This window comes from Burkholderia multivorans ATCC BAA-247 (assembly GCF_000959525.1).
Classification (GTDB): Bacteria; Pseudomonadota; Gammaproteobacteria; order Burkholderiales; family Burkholderiaceae; genus Burkholderia; species Burkholderia multivorans.
Genome location: NZ_CP009831.1, coordinates 1705557 through 1720861 on the forward strand (window position 1 = coordinate 1705557; position 15305 = coordinate 1720861).

The following is a 15305-nucleotide window of genomic DNA, read 5'->3' on the forward strand; positions in this document are numbered from 1 at the left end:
CAAGTTAACTTCAAGTCAAGCTTTCCCGGAGGGCATCATGGGTATCCAGGAAGTCCCGCAATGGCCGCTGATGTCGATCCGCGAAGTCGCCGCGCGCAGCGGCGTGCCGGCTTCGACGCTGCGCTTCTATGAAGCGCGCGGACTCATCAAGTCGCACCGGAACGGGTCGAGCCACCGTCACTATTCGCGCGCCGTGCTGCGGCTGATCGCATTCATCGTGTTCGCGCAGAAGATCGGCTATACGCTCGACGAAATCGCCGAGCAGCTCGTGAGCCTGCCGGAAGATACCGCGCCGACGAACAAGGACTGGCAGCGGCTGTCGCGCGGCTGGAAGCAGCGCGTCGCAAGCCGCATCGAAGAATTGCAGCGGCTTTACATCAATCTCGACGAATGCATCGGCTGCGGCTGCCTGTCGCTGAAGCGCTGCAAGCTGACCAATCCCGAGGACCGCGCGGGCCGCAACGGGCCCGGCGCGCGGCGCTGGCTCGGCGATCCGCCGCCGGCCGATCCGGAATGAAGTGCGTGATGCGGATCACGGCAGGCGCCGGCCGGCATGTCACCCCACCCGCCAGCCGCCGTTCACCGCGATCGTCGCGCCCGTGACGAACGCCGCGCGCGGGCTCGCGAGCCAGGCGACCGCATCCGCGATATCGGCAGGATGCCCGGCGCGGCCGACCGGCGTCTGCTCACGGATGGTCGCTGCGATGTCCGACGCGACGCCGCCGTCGCCGAAAAAGCGCGTATCCGCGATATAGCCCGGCGCGACCGTATTGACCGTGACGCCGCGCGGCCCCAGTTCGCGCGCGAGCGCGACGGTGAACCCTTCGACGCCCGCCTTCGCCGCCGCGTACGCGAGGCCGCCCGGCAGCAGGCTGCCCGCGCGCGCAGCGATCGAGCCGACGTTGACGATGCGCGCGTCGTGCGCGGCCAGATGCGGCAGCACGGCCAGCGTCGTGACGAACGCGCTCTTCAGGTTCGCTTCGATTACCGCATCCCATGCCGCCTCGGCATCGTCGGGCGGCGTATCGGCGCTGACTCGCCGCGTCAGGCCCGCGTTGTTGACCAGCACGTCGATGCGCGGCCAGCGCGCGACGATTGCGGCGACGGCCGCTTCCGCGTCGCGCCGCACGCTGAGGTCCGCCGCGTGCCCGAGTGCCGCGTCGCCGAGTTGCGCGACCGACGCTGCCAGCCGCTGCGCGTCGCGCGCCACGATCGCGACGCGATAACCGTCGTCGATCAAGCGCCTCGCGATCGCGAAACCGATCCCGCTCGACCCGCCCGTCACCAGCGCCGTGCGCTGCGGTTCAATACCTGTCATGACCTGCCCTCCCGAACGTCGATAATGAATGACACCGGAAGTCTGGCCGACGCCGCGCGATAGATAAAATACGAATTCGATGATCAACTGATACATGGAAGGTATCGCATGATCGATCTGCGCCAGTTCCGGCAATTCATCGCCGTCGCCGAGACGCTCAGCTTCCGGCGCGCCGCCGAGCGCCTGCACATGGCACAGCCGCCGCTCAGCGCAGCGATCCGCAAACTCGAGGACGAACTCGGCGTCATGCTCCTCGCCCGCGACAATCGCGGCACGGCGCTCACGCCGGCCGGCGACGCGTTCCTGCTCGAAGCGCGGCGCGCGCTGGAGCAGGCCGAGCGCGCGATGATCGCAGCCCGCCGTGCCGGTGCGGGCCTCGGCGGCACGCTGCGGTTGCGGTTCGTCGACAGCACCGTCAATGCACTGCTGCCCCCGATTCTGCGCGCGTTCCAGGAGCGGCATCCGCACGTCGATTTCCAGCTCGAGGAAGACACGACCGCCGAGCAGGTGCTGGCGCTGCGTCAGGACCGCACCGATGCCGGGCTTGTCGTGTTGCCCGTGCCGGATGCCGGCGACATTCAGATCGAGCCGCTCTTGCGCGACCGCATGGTCGCCGCGCTGCCAGATGGACACCGGCTGGCGCGCCGCCGGCGCATCGCGCTCGCGGAACTGGCGGATGAACCGTGGGTGCTGTTTGCCGCGCATCACGGCCCAGGCATGCATGCGCGGATCGTCAGCGCGTGCGCGCAGGCCGGCTTCACGCCGCGCGTCGTGCAGCAGCCGCGTCAGATGCAGACGACGGCCGGGCTCGTCGCCGGCGGTATCGGTGTTGCGCTGATGCCGCGCCTGTTCGTGCCGGTGCAGCCGCCCGGCATTACGTTTTGCGAATTGAAGGGCGCCGGCTGCCCGCTCCCGTACGAACTGGCGCTCGCCTATCGCACGTCGTCGCCGCTCGTCGATGCCTTGCGCGACACGGCGCGGCACGCGGTGCGCGAGCTGGGGCTTATCGCGGCGACGTGAGCGCGCGCGTGGCGCGCGTGACGCTCAATCGCCGAGCAGATTCAGCGCGACTTCGAGCACGGTCCGTTTGAACTCGGCCTGACGCGTCGGCAGCGCCGTGTACTCGAGCATCATGTGGCTGTACGAAACGGTCATGCCGATCGCGCTTGCGACCATGAAGAACAGCACGTTCGGATCGGTCCGGCGGATCGCGCCGGCCTGCATCGCCTCGTCGAGCAACGGCACCATCGCGTCGTGATACGGGCGCACCAGCCGCTCCTGCAGCCGGTCGAGCCGCGCGCCCTCTTCGGTCGCCGCCGTTGAAAAAAACATGCCCATGTCGGGCTCGTCGAACTCGTGATCGACGCATAGCTCGATCGCACGCCGCACGCGCTCGCGATGCGGCAGCGACGACGTGCGCAGTGCGCGCAGCGCATCGAACATCGGTTCGGCCAGTTCGACGATCTGTTCGACGACGGCCAGCCAAAGCGTTTCCTTCGAGCCGAAATGATGGGCGATCAGCGCCGCGTCGACGCCAAGTTCGCGTGCGACTTCGCGCACGCTCGTCGCGTCGTAGCCGCGCTTCGCGAACGTGCGGCGCGCACTGCGCAAGATCACATCCGGCCCGACGGTCTGGCCCGCCGACGGCCGCCCGCGCGTGCGCCGCTTCGATGACGCGCGCTCAGTAACTTCAACCACGTGTTGCCGCTCCTGTCGAGTGGTTCGATCGCCGGTGTTCAGCCCCCGTTTCATGCGATCAGAAAAACGGGCGCCCGCTCCACTCCGTTGACACCCGGAGCCGGAAAGCGCTAGGATCATACATTATTCATCACGTGATGATTTATTCATGACAACCCCTACTCGCATCGTGATCGTCGGCGGCGGGATCGCCGGATTGCAGCTCGCCACGCGTCTGGGCGAGCGGCTCGGCAAGTCCGGCCGCGCGCAGGTCACCGTCGTCGACCGCAGCCCGACCCACGTGTGGAAGCCGATGCTGCACACGATCGCGGCCGGCACGCGCGACGTGCAGCAACAGCAGGTGATCTTCGTCGCGCATGCGTGCGAGCACGGTTACACGTATCAGCCCGGCGAGCTTCAAGGGCTCGACCGCAGGCGTCGGCGCGTGCGGCTCGGCGAGATCCGTTCGCAGGACGGCGCACTGGTGCTCGAGGCGCGCGAACTCGAATACGACGTGCTGATCCTCGCGCTCGGCAGCCAGGCCAACGACTTCGGCGTACCGGGCGTGCGCGAGCACTGTTACTTCATCGACAGCCAGCGTCAGGCCGAAGCCTTCAACGAAGCATTGCGGATGCGGGTGTTTCGCAGCGTGGCGCGCGACGAAGCGCTGCGCGTCGCGATCGTCGGCGCGGGCGCAACCGGCGTCGAGCTCGCGGCGGAACTGAGCCGGCTGCTCGAAGTCGCGCAGGCGTACGGCGATGCAACGGTGCGCGAGCGGCTGCAGCTCACGCTGCTCGAAAGCGGCCCGCGCATCCTCGCCGCGTTTCCGCCGAAGATTTCCGCGTCGGCGCAGCAACAGCTCGAACGGATCGGCTTCCGGGTGCTGACGTCCACACGCGTGACGTCGGCCGCGCCGAACGGCTTCCACTACGGCGACGATTCGTTTGCCGAAGCGGATCTGATGGTGTGGGCGGCCGGCGTGAAAGCGCCCGAGTTCATGCAGGCGCTCGGCGGCCTCGACACGAATCGCGCGAACCAGATCGTCGTCGGCCCGACGCTGCAGGCAACGGCGGACGAGCACATCTTCGCGATCGGCGATTGCGCGAGCCTGCTGCCCGACGGCCAGGAGCGGCCGCTGCCGCCAACCGCGCAGGTCGCGACGCAGCAGGCCGAACATCTGGCGAAGCACCTGCCGGCATGGCTCGACGGCAAGCCGATGCCGGCTTTCGCGTTCCACGACTTCGGTGCGCTCGTATCGCTGAGCGACTACGACGCATTCGGCACGCTCGGGCAGTTCGGCTTCTTTCGCGGCGGCTTCATTCGCGGCCGGTTCGCGCAGCTCAGTCATCTGATGCTGTACCGGCGACACCAGCAGGCGCTGCACGGGTTCCGCAAGGCCACGATGCTGTGGATCGCCGAACGCATCAACGGCTGCGTGCAGCCGCGCATCCGCCTGTCCTGATGCCGCGCGCCCGGCATCGCGTAGTGTTTCGAGGAAAACAGACATGGACAACAGTGCAACATCCTGGATCAGAACCGTCGCCGAGATCGGCAGCTTCGACATGCCGCCCGCGTCCTGGCAGGCGCCGCGGCGCCGCACGGTGACGCGCGACCGGCTGCCGCCCTGGGATCCGGCGAGCCGGCCGACGATCAGCGTACTCGAGCGGCCGACGCCGGACACCGCGATGATTTCGTGGCGAGATGCGTGTACCGGGCATTACGGGTATCAGAAGTGGCGGTTGTTTACGACGCGGCGACGGGGCGTCTGTGCGCTGTCGGGGCAGCCGATCGAGATCGGCGATAGCGTTTATGCACCGCAACTGCTTGGATCGACGCCCGGGAATGCGGCTGCAATGGTGCTGGCGACGTGCCTCGATGCGGCTCGCACCGCCGAAGCGGCGTAAATGGCGTGAAGCCTTGAAGGTCTGATGGCCTGATTGCCCGCGCTCGGGCGGCCGTGATGCGATGCGCGCGATGGGTCAGTTCGTCGCAGCGCGCCTCGACTTCGGCTTCGACTTCGGCTTCGGCTTCGGCTTCGGCTTCGGCTTCGGCTTCGGCTTCGGCTTCGGCTTCGGCTTCGGCTTCGGCTTCGGCTTCGGCTTCGGCTTCGGCTTCGGCTTCGGCTTCGGCTTCGGCTCCCGGCATCATCTCGCATTCGCGGTCGCCGCGCCCGCGATCGGCCTACCCGCCGCGTTCGTGGCCTCCCGGCTCGAGTCGACCAGCGCATCGACACCGACGATCAATAGCATTCGATATGGTATCGATCGCGGAGAATCGCCAGCGCCACGTTTTCCCGCGTTATTCCGCGACGATGACTTCGACGCGACGATTCCTCGCCCTTCCCGACTCGGTACCGTTGTCCGCCAACGCGTCTGCATCCCCGCGCCCTTCCACGCGGAGGCCATGCGCCGGTACGCCGGCCGCGACAAGAATGCGGGCGACATCTTCAGCACGTGCTTCGGAAATTGCCTGATTGGAGATCTGACGCGCGGACCCGGCCGGCGCGCTGTCCGCGTATCCCACTACCCGGACGACCGCACCTTCAGCGATCGAGGCAATTTCCCGCCCAGCCGACGCCACGACGGAAGCACCCCAAGGGGCCACCGTTACCGCGCCCGGTACGAACATGCCGGCAAAGCGGAGCGTCAACACATGGTGTGCGGGATCCCGGATCAGTTCGACATTCCCTGCTGCGACTTCGTCACGGAGCCGCCGTTCCAGATTGCGAGCCAGCGCATCGAACGGCGACAGGCGTTGCGCCTCTCTCGAGACGACCCAACGGTCCACAGCGGCATATCCGGCGGCTCCGAGCAGCAACGCCGCGGTTATGGCGACGACAGCCCCGACGCGCGACGATCGCCGCATCGCCAATGGACGCACCCAAGGGTCGACCGTCCGCCGCCATTGTCGAAGCGGCTCCCTTGCGAAATTCGCGCCCACCCCGCCCGTCACGACCACGTCGTGCACGCGCTCGCGAACGCGCTTCAAGCGTTGCTGTCCGTCGCGCTCGAATCGATAACGCCCGCGAAAGCCGAGATCGAGGATGTTCTGGTACAGCTCGATCAGATCAAGGTTCTCGCGCGGGCTGCATAACGCCTCGTCGATCAGCTCGAAAACGCGGTCGCCGCCTTGACGATCGTGACCCATCGCCGCGGCGAGCCCATCGACTTCCCATGCGACGCCGGTTGCCTCTCCTTTGCCCCAACGCGTCTGCATCGCAGACTCGTCGAGCGCCGAACACAGGCAATAGCTCGCGCTCCCGATATGCTCCGGCGGGAGCCCGAGTTCAGCGCCGAGCCGCGCAAATAGCCGGAGTTCATGCTCGAGCCACCGTCGCCGCCGGGCTACCGAATCGGCATCGAGCACATCGGGCGTATCCGCCAACGCGCTCAACAGGACGCGCGCCGCTTCGAGCAGCGGGTTGACCGACTGCTCCGCCCGCTTGAGCCTCGTCGCGACGGACGGCAACGCCAGGCTCCCGCCCTGGCTTTGCGGATCGGCTGTGATCAGACTCATCTTGATCGCCCCTCACGATTCAACGGGAAACGCTTCCGGCGTTCATCGGCAACATGCCGTGTGGCAATCCCGGCGGCGGACCGCTGTCCGGCAAACTGAACGTCGCCATCGAGGTGGGGCACCGGAACGTCTTCAACACATCGCTCGTCAACGGATTCGCGACACTGCCGGCGCTTGCGACGTCGAGCACCGCTTCGCGACCGTCGAAACTGAACGCGACACGCGTGCGGCCCGGCGTGGCCGTCGCGATCACCTTGCCTTTCTGCAGCAGCCTCATCAACGCCCAAGGCCCATCGGCGGAAATCGTCGATGTGTCCGGCCGGATCCGCGGGCTGGCCGTGATCTCGGCGTGCGCGCCGCCGCGCGGCCCCGGCCACGCAATCGGGAACGGCGCGACCGGACCGTGCTGGTAAAGCGTCGTCTGCCCGTCGATGTCGAGCGACAGGCTCATGATCGTCGGCGTGAGCTCCGGAACGCGGATGTCGGCCTTCCACGTCATCTGCTTGTGGTCCGGATCGTTGAAGAAGATGTCGCGAATCGCCTTCGCATGCTCGAACGGCTCCAGGCTCGGCCCCTGCACGGGTTCCGTCGCGCCCGGCAGCGTTCGATAGCGCCACGGTTTCGCGGACGTATCGACAAACGGCGCCAGCGTCTTCACGAAGAAATCGTCGATCACGCCGCCCTGTGCGAACACGCGCGTGAAGTCGTCGATTCCGACGTCGCGCTGGCTGTCCGGAGAGAACGGATAGTTTCCTTCGATCGTCAATCGGCAGGTATCGCCGACTACCGCCTGCATCTGGCGCGACAACAGTTGGCCGATCCCATGATTGACCTCGCGCGACCCGTCGGCCGCGAGCTTGAGCAATATCGCGCGGAACGGCGCAGGCATCGTGTCGGCGGCCATCTTGAGCTTCGCGGCCGTGTCGCTCGCCGGCGGCATGCTGTTGTTCGACAGCGCGTTATCGGCGACGGTCAGCGCCGTGTAGTAGTCGTTCAGCAGATTGACGACGCCGTCGAGTCCCGTCTTGTCCGCCCGGGTGCCGGCCGAGTGCGCGTCGGGCAGTGCATCGGCGCTTCCCGTCACGACCTCGCGCAACGCCGCGAAACGATTGTCGACCAGTTCCCGCTCGACACGCTCCGAGGCTCGAATGCCAAGCGCCTTGTCGGCTTTCTGGTTCAGTTGGTCGGCCGCCTTTTGCAACAGCGAACCGTTCGACGCAACCGGTTGCTGCGTGAGCGTCGTCTCGCGCACTGCGGCACGGGCAAGACGCGCAAGCGGCGAATCGGGCGCCGCGAAGCTGCGCAGCACTTTCAGATTGAACGCGAGACTCGTGCCGCTCACGGTCCGGATGTCGTCGAGAAACGCCGCCCACTGTTGCGCATACTCCGTCAGGTATTCGCGGCGAACGGCGTCGGTCAACGCGTCGTCCGCACCGGCCGCGCCATTGACGATCTCAGCCGTTTTTTTTTGAGCCTCGCCGAGATACGACCGCCCCATCACCCAAGCGTCGTCGTCGCGTGCGAGTTGCACGAACTCGCGCAGTCGCTTGTCGAACAGATTCCGATAGCCGTCGAACGTGAAGAGACCCGACACGCCGCGCGACAACGGCGCGTCGCTCGCTCGCGTGAACACCGTTCCGGCCTGCGGGCCGACCGCGCGCAGCAACGTGAACTCGTCGGGTGCTTCCATGAGCATCGCGGCCTTCGCGCGCTGGTACAGACGATCGGTCGCATTGCTGCCGTCAAGGAACGCGCGCGTCTGCCGTACCAGCGCGTCGTTGCGGATCAGCGAAGACTGCACGACACGCTCCCCGGAGAAGAGCTGTTGCACGTGCTCGATCATCGACGCCCTGCCGCCGAAAGCGGCGGCGCTGTCGTTCTTCGCCCAGTCGTCGAGTACCCATGCCTTGACGTCGCCGGCATTGAACTTCGCCTTGTCGTAGAGCATCAGGTATACGCGAAGCGCGTCGTACGCGGCCTTTGCATCCTTGTTCGCGATCGCACCGGACATGACGTCTTCCAGACGATGCACGATCTGCGGCAGCAGCAGGTTGTCTTCCAGTACGTCGTAAGTGCGGCGACTTTCGGCGGCAATGTCCGTCGGCGTGTACAGACCGTAGCGCCATGCACTGTCCGGATCGGACAGGTCGAGCCCCGAAAACGTGGGCAGATTGCGCGCCTCGGTCAACGTGTCGGGCACGGCTTGCAGTTCGCGCGTCTTGTACAGCGCCGCGACGCGGGCGGCAAGCGCCTGCGCCTTGCGGCCCATCGCGTCGAGATAATCGCTGTTGTTGCCATAGCTCACGCGCAAACCGGTCGCCAGCCAGACGAACAGCAGCAGCGCCAGCGTGTGGCCGATCAGGCGCAACAACCTGTAGCGATATTCCCAACGCAGGTTGGGGCTCACGAGATGCGCCTCGGGGAACACGACACGGGTCAGCAGATCGTGCAGGAAGAATCCCTGGTTCCCCTCCGCGCGCGACGGTGCGACCGCGGCGGGCTTCTCGGTCGACAGAAGACGTTGAACGACCGTATGGCGTTCCGCCACGATCTCGCTGCCCTGTTGCCGGGCACTCGTGAAATACACGCCGCGCAACGTCGAATGGAGCTGCGTATTGTCGTAGCGGGAATCGAGGAATACGCGGTCGATCAAGTCGAGCAGCGGTTCGAGCAGTGCCGAAAACGCCTCAGGCAACGCGGCAAGCTTTCGACGCTTGGTCAGGTCGTATTCGTCCTGCAGATGCGTATCGATCGAGCCCGTCAACCGTTGCACGAGTTGCGCGAGTTCGTGGTGACAACGCGCACGCAGCCCTTCCTTCGCAACCGTTTCCTTGCCGTATGGAAGCGTGAAACCCCAGACTTGCGCCCGCCCCTCGGACGTGAGCGTCCCGAAATACTCGGCAAAGCCCGCGAGGCGGTCCATCTTCGTGATCGTCAGGTAAACGGGGAAGCGAACGCCCAGTTCCTCTCTCAGTTCGGCCAGCCTTGCGCGCAATGCGACAGCCTCGGCGACGCGCGCCTGTTCATCCGCGCTTGCCAGCGTCGCAAGATCGACCGTCAGCAATGCGCCGTTGATCGGCGCACGAGGCCGGTGTCGACGCAATAGGCCGAGAAAGCCGAACCACTCCGCGCGATCGATCTGCTGCGGAAGCTCGCGCCTGTCGGCAGCACGCGGTACGACATCGACGCTCGACTTCGAGCCAGCCGTCGCCTCCGATTTCGCAGGCGCGCCCTGTTGCGTGCCATCGGCGGAACGTTCCGGGCTCGCCTGCGCGTTGGCGGCATCCTTGTCGGCCACGTCAGCTGCCGGCTTGTCCTGTTCTGCGACGCGTGTATCGGCGGCCTCGGCCGTCGACATGCCATGACGCGTGTAGTAGCCGGTCGTGTCGATCAGCACTGCGTCATTCGTCAGCCACCAGTCCACGGCGGCGGCATCGGCAGCCGGTTTCGCGGCCGCGCGCTGCATCTGCTCGGCAACGGGAAATGCCAGCCCGCCGTTCATCAGGATGCTCGTCTTGCCGGATCCTTGCGAGCCGAGCGTGATGTACCAGGGCAGCTCGTACAAATAGCGCTTGCCCTGGAACAGCTTGCCGAGGCCGCGTGCTCCGGTACGCATCGATTTCAGGCGCGCGAGCGCGCTCGTCACGCCGCCTTCGACTTTCTCAAGACGTGAAGCCGCGAGCGGGTCCGCCTTCTTGCGATCCAGACGCAGCATCTTCTTCATGAACGCAGCGTCTTCGCGCATTTTTTGCCAAATGCGGAACATGCCGACGACGACGAAAACGGCTGCCACCACGGCGATCGCGCCAAGACGTGCCGACGCCGATTCCAGCGGCGCCGTGCGACCCAACGCAAGCAATGGGCCCGCGTACCAGATCAGCAAGCAAAGCAATGCCGCCAACACGATGCTGATCGACCATCCGACGAGCCAGAGCAGCACGCCGGCGAGCAGCAACGCGATCAGCAGCGCACGCATGCCGGCATCCGCGAATGGCTTGAGCCCGCCAAATGTGAAGAACGGACCGACGAACCAGATCACCAGTGCGACGACGATCAGTGCGAGGAACGCGAGGAACTGGCGCGAGGCCAGAAACGGCAGGAACGGAAACTTCTTCATGGATTATTCCGGAAACGGATCTGGCTTATCGTGCGACGTCGATCTCGACACGGCGGTTTTGCGCGCGGCCCTGCGCGGTGCGGTTGTCGCCGACCGGATCGGAATCGCCCTTGCCAACGGCTTCCAGGCGGTTCGCCGGTACGCCGGCGGCTTGCAGCATCTGCATGACCTGGGTGGCCCGCTCTTCCGACAGCGCCTGATTCGACGCGAACTGGCGGCTGCGAATCGGCACGTTGTCCGTGTAGCCGACGATCGTGACCTTGCCGGGAACCTTGGCGATCTCTGCCGCGATCTTCGCGATCAGCGGATTCATCGAGGCCTGGACCGAGGCGCCACCGGGCCGGAACATCGCGTCGCCGCGGAACGTGACGACGCTGCGGCGAGCGTCCTCGTCGACGCTGACCGTGCCGGCGGCGATTTCATCCTTGAGCAACTGCTTGAGGTGCAGTTGCGGCGGCGGCGCAGGCGGCGGCGTCATGCGGGCAATGTCGGCAATCTGCTTCTGAACGTCCGCGCTGTGATTGGAGAGTTCGTACTTGAACCATCCGAACAGGCCGAGCAGGACCACCGACAAAAGCGTTGCGGTAATCCACACGGGGAAATCGTGGAACGACGGGCGCCTGCCCTTTGTGCCGGGTTGCCAGTGGGGCGACAAAGTCAGCGGCACGGGGTCGCGTTGCGATGTGATGACGTTGTAGAGCCTCTGGCGAATCGCATCGTGCTTGCGCGTGCCGTCGGCTCCGCCGCGGTAGCGCCCTTCGAAGCCGAGACTGAGCGTCCGATAAATCACTTCGAGCAGGTCTCGATGCTCGTGCGGATCTTCGAGTAGACGTCCGATCAGCAGGTAGACCTTGTCGCCTCCGGCGAGATCGCCGTGGAACGTCGTGGCCAGCCCGCCTTTGATCCATGCAATCCCCGCCGATCCGGCTTTGCCCCAGGCGGTTTGCGTGGCCGTCTCGTCCAGCGCCGTGCACAGGCAATATCGGGCGCCGATCATATGATCGCGACGGATGTTGGCCTGCTCGCATAGCTTCTCGAATGTCCGAACCTCCTGCTCGAGAAGCGCGCGTAACGACGCGACCGCATTCTTCGACGCGAATTTCTCCGGCATGTCGGCCTGTGCGCGCAGCAGGACGCGCGATGCCTCGAGCAATGGATTTGATGCCGCCTTCACCTGGATCAGGCGCTGCTCAAAAGCCTCCGGAGGTGCCATGTCCTCGCTAGTCGACGCATCGTCTTCCCGGTTGAGCGCAGTAGCCAGCGTCTCCGGCTCGTCCAGCGACGTGTGCAAGGAATCGATCGGTGCGCTGGATTTCCTTGGAGTCGACATGATTAGCGCCCTACCTTCGCCGTTGACGTGGCAATCAGCCGGCAACCACATTCGGTCCGGTGACCATGCAGTGCCACGTAGCGACCACCGACACTGAGCGTCGGATGTGCTTCGATGATCTTGTTGATGCCGTGCGGACGACCGTCCGGATAGGTTTCCGGGCAATCGACGAGATCATGTAGGCGGGCAATTTTCCTGCCGCCGATCGTGTGCGTATCAGAGCCGGTAATGATCCGGCCGCCATGGTCGGTTGCGTCTCCGACGACTGCGATGCTGATTGACATGGTGCTATCCGTAGGCTGGCGCGCTCAAAAGCGCGGAAACGTGCTGAAGTCGACTTTCACCGGCGGCGGCAATCTTCCGGACTGCTCGGCGAGGTAGTTGCCGCGATCCGCCGCCGCTACCCTGGCACGCTCGGCGGCAATGTGCGCGGCATCGTTCTTCAGGCCGAGCGACCGAACGCGCCTGTCGTTGCCGACGAAGAACGTCCGCGCCCAGCCGTAGCCACCCGGTGCATATTCATGGAAATAGGGCACGCGGAACCATGCGCGGCTATCGTGTACGAAATCGTCGAGCAAACGGATCACGGCACGAGGCAGCTTTCGCACCGCTGCCTCAGACGTGTGCTCGAGCAGGAACGGCAGCATTTCCTGGGGCGGCGCGAGAACATAATCCAGGACTGGTTGATACGGGGCCAGGGCACCAAGCAGCTGCAGCACGCGATCATGTCCTCCCATCCAGACAGCCGTCGACCCTTGCCGACGGCGCATGGCAACGTCCTTCCGTTCAACCGTCAAGTAATAGGCATTGACGTCCTGTTCCAACGCAAACGGCCCGCTGGCCCTTCCCATCTTCACGTTCAACTTTTCCGCCGGCGGGTGAGCCCAGTACACCTGCCAGCGCCAGCGCTGATCGGGATACAGGTATGCCAGCAAGAGTCGGAACTCCTCCGCGGCTTCGAGCAGGTCGGTCTTGTCGTTGGTCGTTATGTCCGTCGTACCCTCGCCGGGCCGCGGCGGTTTGCCTGCTGCAGCCGCCATGATCTCGGCGTCCTTCTTCTTGATCTGTTCACCAAGTTCGGCCGCGCTTTTCCTGAAGGGATTCGCCAGTGCTGGAATCGCAAGCATGCTGAGCGCAGCGGCCTCGAGGCCCGCCCTTTTTTTCTCGAGCTCGCTCTTCTCGCGCTTCAGATTATCAAGCCGAGAATTCGATGCTGCCTTGCTCGCGACTCGCGTCTCGAGTCCGTAGGGCGTGACCTCATCCTCTGGCGCATGACGGAAGAAGGGCTGCGACGTCACGTAGGCTTGCGGATTTCCATAGTCGGCCCGCAAGGTACGCCATGCGAGCGACTGGCCCATGCCTATGCGAAGTGCCGATTCGATGCTGTCGAGGGGTTTTTGATTGACGGTTGAGAGCCAGTCGTTGAAGGCGCGGGCGACGGATGACGAGATTCTGAAATCATCTTCCATGACTTTCGGAAGCGGTGATTCCTCGGCCTGCACAGATAATGGCACGCCGGCTTTCAATGCTTCGATATACATGTTGTGCAAGGTGATCTGACTAAGCTTGCTACCGTCACCGTCTCGAGATTTGCCCTCTTCATTGAACGCGTAACCGCCGCCCACGTCCGAATGCACACCCGGGTAAGCGACCTCAATTCTGCGCGGCGCGCCGACAGGATAGGCATGCCGCTCGCGAATGGAATCGAGCGGGAAGCTCATCCGCTGTTCGTGAATCGAGAAGAAATGCACACACTTCTTCACCGAAGCGGGAATATTAAGGGCACCGTTAGCGGTCCATACCCAATGCCCGTCCAGATCTGCGATATCGATTGCCGCAGTGACGGTATCCGGCAACCCAACCGACGCGACTGTATCGAAAATTCCGAGAAAATTGACCTCGTACGGAATCGCACCCGCGATCATGCCACCCGGTGCCCAGGTATTGAGGAGACGGTTAACGAATACGCGTGCGCCTGCCGCACCGCGCGAGAATCCGAATACGTTCACCCATACCTTTTTGATCGAACGATTCAACTGACCACCCGGTCCGCCATGCTTCTTCTGCAGGGCGAACAGTGCCCCGTGAAGACGCTCCAGCTGCGCCCGCGATTTGTATCCGTAGTACGCCTGCGACGCCGTTACTACAGGACTCGCCATGGGGAACGCCTTGGACGCCGCTCCAACAATTTGAGGCAGCTTGCCGTTCGAGGCCGTGACGTCAGTGTCAATCAACGAGCAAAGAGCACGGGCCTCTGGGTCATCCAGCAATCGACTTCCCGTCATAGCGATGTGCAGAGCGTTTAACAAGCGGGTATATCCCCATGCAACGCGCATACCGAAACCAAGGGCGAATGCCTTGCCTTCAGATGTGAAAACCATTTCGCCAATTTCATAAAACGGTGTACCAACACCAGGAACGTACTCGGAGAAAATTCCTGCCTCTTTTTTTTGTGGGCAAGCACGAAACAATCTCGCGACATTACTATGCGTCGGCCGGTCCAAATTCTTGGCATCCCATTCCCGATTGTTATTCGTACCGTCGAAAAACAGATTAACGTGGAGCACCAGCCGGCAGTCCGATGGTTCCCCCGCTAGCGCGCTCTTGCCCATCGCTCCGGCCGCTTCGCCCTCGTCCAGACGCCCCTGTTCGTTGAATGGCTCAGGCCATCGAATGACGCTCATCGTCCTCGCCTCGTTTCTTGTTCAATTCCGGATCGAGTACACCATGTACGATGTATGGATCGTTATCCGCGGGTTTCTTTGCCATTGCCGGTTTGTCCTCAATCTCCACACGAATTCGGTCTCCGGGCAGGAAATGCACCACGAAACCGTAAGTCCGCGGCCCATACGGCGGCACCTCGGTGGTCGCCGTGTACCAAGTACCAAGATGCTTTCCATCCAACACTTTGTCGACATTCCACTTGACGACCAGCTTCATGTTTGGACGCCAGCGGGCGGGTATACCGATACAGCACGATCCACCGCTTTCCGAGCGGAGCTTTCCTGTCTCCTTCGGCAAAATATTTGAACCACCCGCCGACATTTCGTGCCCCTCGCCCGCGATCAGAAATTGATCAATGTAATAGTCGGTGTAGTTGTATCCGCTGACGCTCGACGGATTCCTTTCATTCGAATCCGAGCAACCGATCATCGTTAGCAACAGCGAACCGATAAGCAAGAGAAGGAAATATCTCCGAACAGTGATGTTCATCTCAAATAAATCTCCTTTTATTCAGGACAAAGACGACCCGTAGCGTCTGCGCGCAGCAACAGAACCGCCTGCCAATGCACTCTTACCCGTTGCTCGAGCTGCTTCGCCCTCACCCAAACGTCCCTTTTCGTTGA

Annotated in this window: 12 protein-coding genes; 4 read left to right on the forward strand and 8 right to left on the reverse strand. The window is 64.1% G+C overall.

Features of this window, described 5'->3' with window-relative positions:
• The first annotated feature begins 37 nt into the window (after positions 1-37).
• Complete coding sequence (soxR, locus tag NP80_RS09755) at positions 38-517, forward strand: redox-sensitive transcriptional activator SoxR (RefSeq protein WP_006396726.1); 480 nt, start codon at positions 38-40, stop codon at positions 515-517.
• 39 nt (positions 518-556) lie between these two features.
• Here the strand turns inward: soxR and NP80_RS09760 are convergent, their stop codons facing one another.
• Entirely contained in the window at positions 557-1318 is a 762-nt protein-coding gene (locus NP80_RS09760) for an SDR family NAD(P)-dependent oxidoreductase (RefSeq protein WP_035946568.1), read from the reverse strand.
• A gap of 108 nt (positions 1319-1426) precedes the next feature.
• On the opposite strand from NP80_RS09760, the gene NP80_RS09765 reads away from it, so the two are divergent.
• On the forward strand, positions 1427-2338 hold the full coding sequence (locus tag NP80_RS09765; protein ID WP_006409842.1) for a LysR family transcriptional regulator: 912 nt from the start codon (positions 1427-1429) through the stop codon (positions 2336-2338).
• A gap of 24 nt (positions 2339-2362) precedes the next feature.
• On the opposite strand, the gene NP80_RS09770 is transcribed toward NP80_RS09765, so the two are convergent.
• Positions 2363-3016 (reverse strand): TetR/AcrR family transcriptional regulator, encoded by a 654-nt coding sequence (locus tag NP80_RS09770; protein ID WP_006409835.1) that lies wholly within the window; start codon positions 3014-3016, stop codon positions 2363-2365.
• Between the two features lie 148 nt (positions 3017-3164).
• Here NP80_RS09770 and NP80_RS09775 point away from each other — a divergent pair, with 148 nt between their 5' ends.
• The gene (locus tag NP80_RS09775; RefSeq protein WP_006409847.1) at positions 3165-4457 is read left to right on the forward strand and encodes an NAD(P)/FAD-dependent oxidoreductase; all 1293 of its coding nucleotides are present in this window, start codon (positions 3165-3167) and stop codon (positions 4455-4457) included.
• A 43-nt stretch (positions 4458-4500) separates the two neighbouring features.
• Positions 4501-4899 carry a DUF3331 domain-containing protein gene (locus tag NP80_RS09780; RefSeq protein ID WP_006409845.1) on the forward strand — a complete coding sequence of 133 codons (399 nt, stop codon included), beginning with the start codon at positions 4501-4503 and terminating at the stop codon, positions 4897-4899.
• A 394-nt stretch (positions 4900-5293) separates the two neighbouring features.
• Here the strand turns inward: NP80_RS09780 and icmH are convergent, their stop codons facing one another.
• Genes icmH through NP80_RS09805 form a run of 6 tightly spaced genes read right to left on the reverse strand, consistent with a single transcriptional unit; the run spans position 5294 to position 15171 of the window.
• Positions 5294-6511 (reverse strand): type IVB secretion system protein IcmH/DotU, encoded by a 1218-nt coding sequence (icmH, locus tag NP80_RS09785; RefSeq protein WP_035946564.1) that lies wholly within the window; start codon positions 6509-6511, stop codon positions 5294-5296.
• Between the two features lie 19 nt (positions 6512-6530).
• Positions 6531-10628 carry a type VI secretion system membrane subunit TssM gene (tssM, locus tag NP80_RS09790; protein WP_006409843.1) on the reverse strand — a complete coding sequence of 1366 codons (4098 nt, stop codon included), beginning with the start codon at positions 10626-10628 and terminating at the stop codon, positions 6531-6533.
• A gap of 25 nt (positions 10629-10653) precedes the next feature.
• Positions 10654-11958 (reverse strand): type VI secretion system protein TssL, long form, encoded by a 1305-nt coding sequence (gene tssL / locus NP80_RS09795; RefSeq protein WP_035946566.1) that lies wholly within the window; start codon positions 11956-11958, stop codon positions 10654-10656.
• A 2-nt stretch (positions 11959-11960) separates the two neighbouring features.
• On the reverse strand, positions 11961-12242 hold the full coding sequence (locus NP80_RS29190) for a PAAR domain-containing protein (protein WP_006409839.1): 282 nt from the start codon (positions 12240-12242) through the stop codon (positions 11961-11963).
• A 24-nt stretch (positions 12243-12266) separates the two neighbouring features.
• Positions 12267-14642 (reverse strand): T6SS phospholipase effector Tle1-like catalytic domain-containing protein, encoded by a 2376-nt coding sequence (locus NP80_RS09800; RefSeq protein ID WP_006409837.1) that lies wholly within the window; start codon positions 14640-14642, stop codon positions 12267-12269.
• On the reverse strand, positions 14620-15171 hold the full coding sequence (locus NP80_RS09805) for a DUF3304 domain-containing protein (RefSeq protein ID WP_045593402.1): 552 nt from the start codon (positions 15169-15171) through the stop codon (positions 14620-14622). Before NP80_RS09805 ends, NP80_RS09800 begins: the two co-directional genes overlap by 23 nt.
• Positions 15172-15305: the final 134 nt, after the last annotated feature.

Coding starts and splice junctions, on each gene's coding strand:
- soxR (WP_006396726.1), top strand. CDS start 38: ATGGGTATCCAGGAAGTCCCGCAATGGCCGCTGATGTCGATCCGCGAA.
- NP80_RS09760 (WP_035946568.1), bottom strand. CDS start 1,318: ATGACAGGTATTGAACCGCAGCGCACGGCGCTGGTGACGGGCGGGTCG.
- NP80_RS09765 (WP_006409842.1), top strand. CDS start 1,427: ATGATCGATCTGCGCCAGTTCCGGCAATTCATCGCCGTCGCCGAGACG.
- NP80_RS09775 (WP_006409847.1), top strand. CDS start 3,165: ATGACAACCCCTACTCGCATCGTGATCGTCGGCGGCGGGATCGCCGGA.
- NP80_RS09780 (WP_006409845.1), top strand. CDS start 4,501: ATGGACAACAGTGCAACATCCTGGATCAGAACCGTCGCCGAGATCGGC.
- icmH (WP_035946564.1), bottom strand. CDS start 6,511: ATGAGTCTGATCACAGCCGATCCGCAAAGCCAGGGCGGGAGCCTGGCG.
- tssM (WP_006409843.1), bottom strand. CDS start 10,628: ATGAAGAAGTTTCCGTTCCTGCCGTTTCTGGCCTCGCGCCAGTTCCTC.
- tssL (WP_035946566.1), bottom strand. CDS start 11,958: ATGTCGACTCCAAGGAAATCCAGCGCACCGATCGATTCCTTGCACACG.
- NP80_RS29190 (WP_006409839.1), bottom strand. CDS start 12,242: ATGTCAATCAGCATCGCAGTCGTCGGAGACGCAACCGACCATGGCGGC.
- NP80_RS09800 (WP_006409837.1), bottom strand. CDS start 14,642: ATGAGCGTCATTCGATGGCCTGAGCCATTCAACGAACAGGGGCGTCTG.
- NP80_RS09805 (WP_045593402.1), bottom strand. CDS start 15,171: ATGAACATCACTGTTCGGAGATATTTCCTTCTCTTGCTTATCGGTTCG.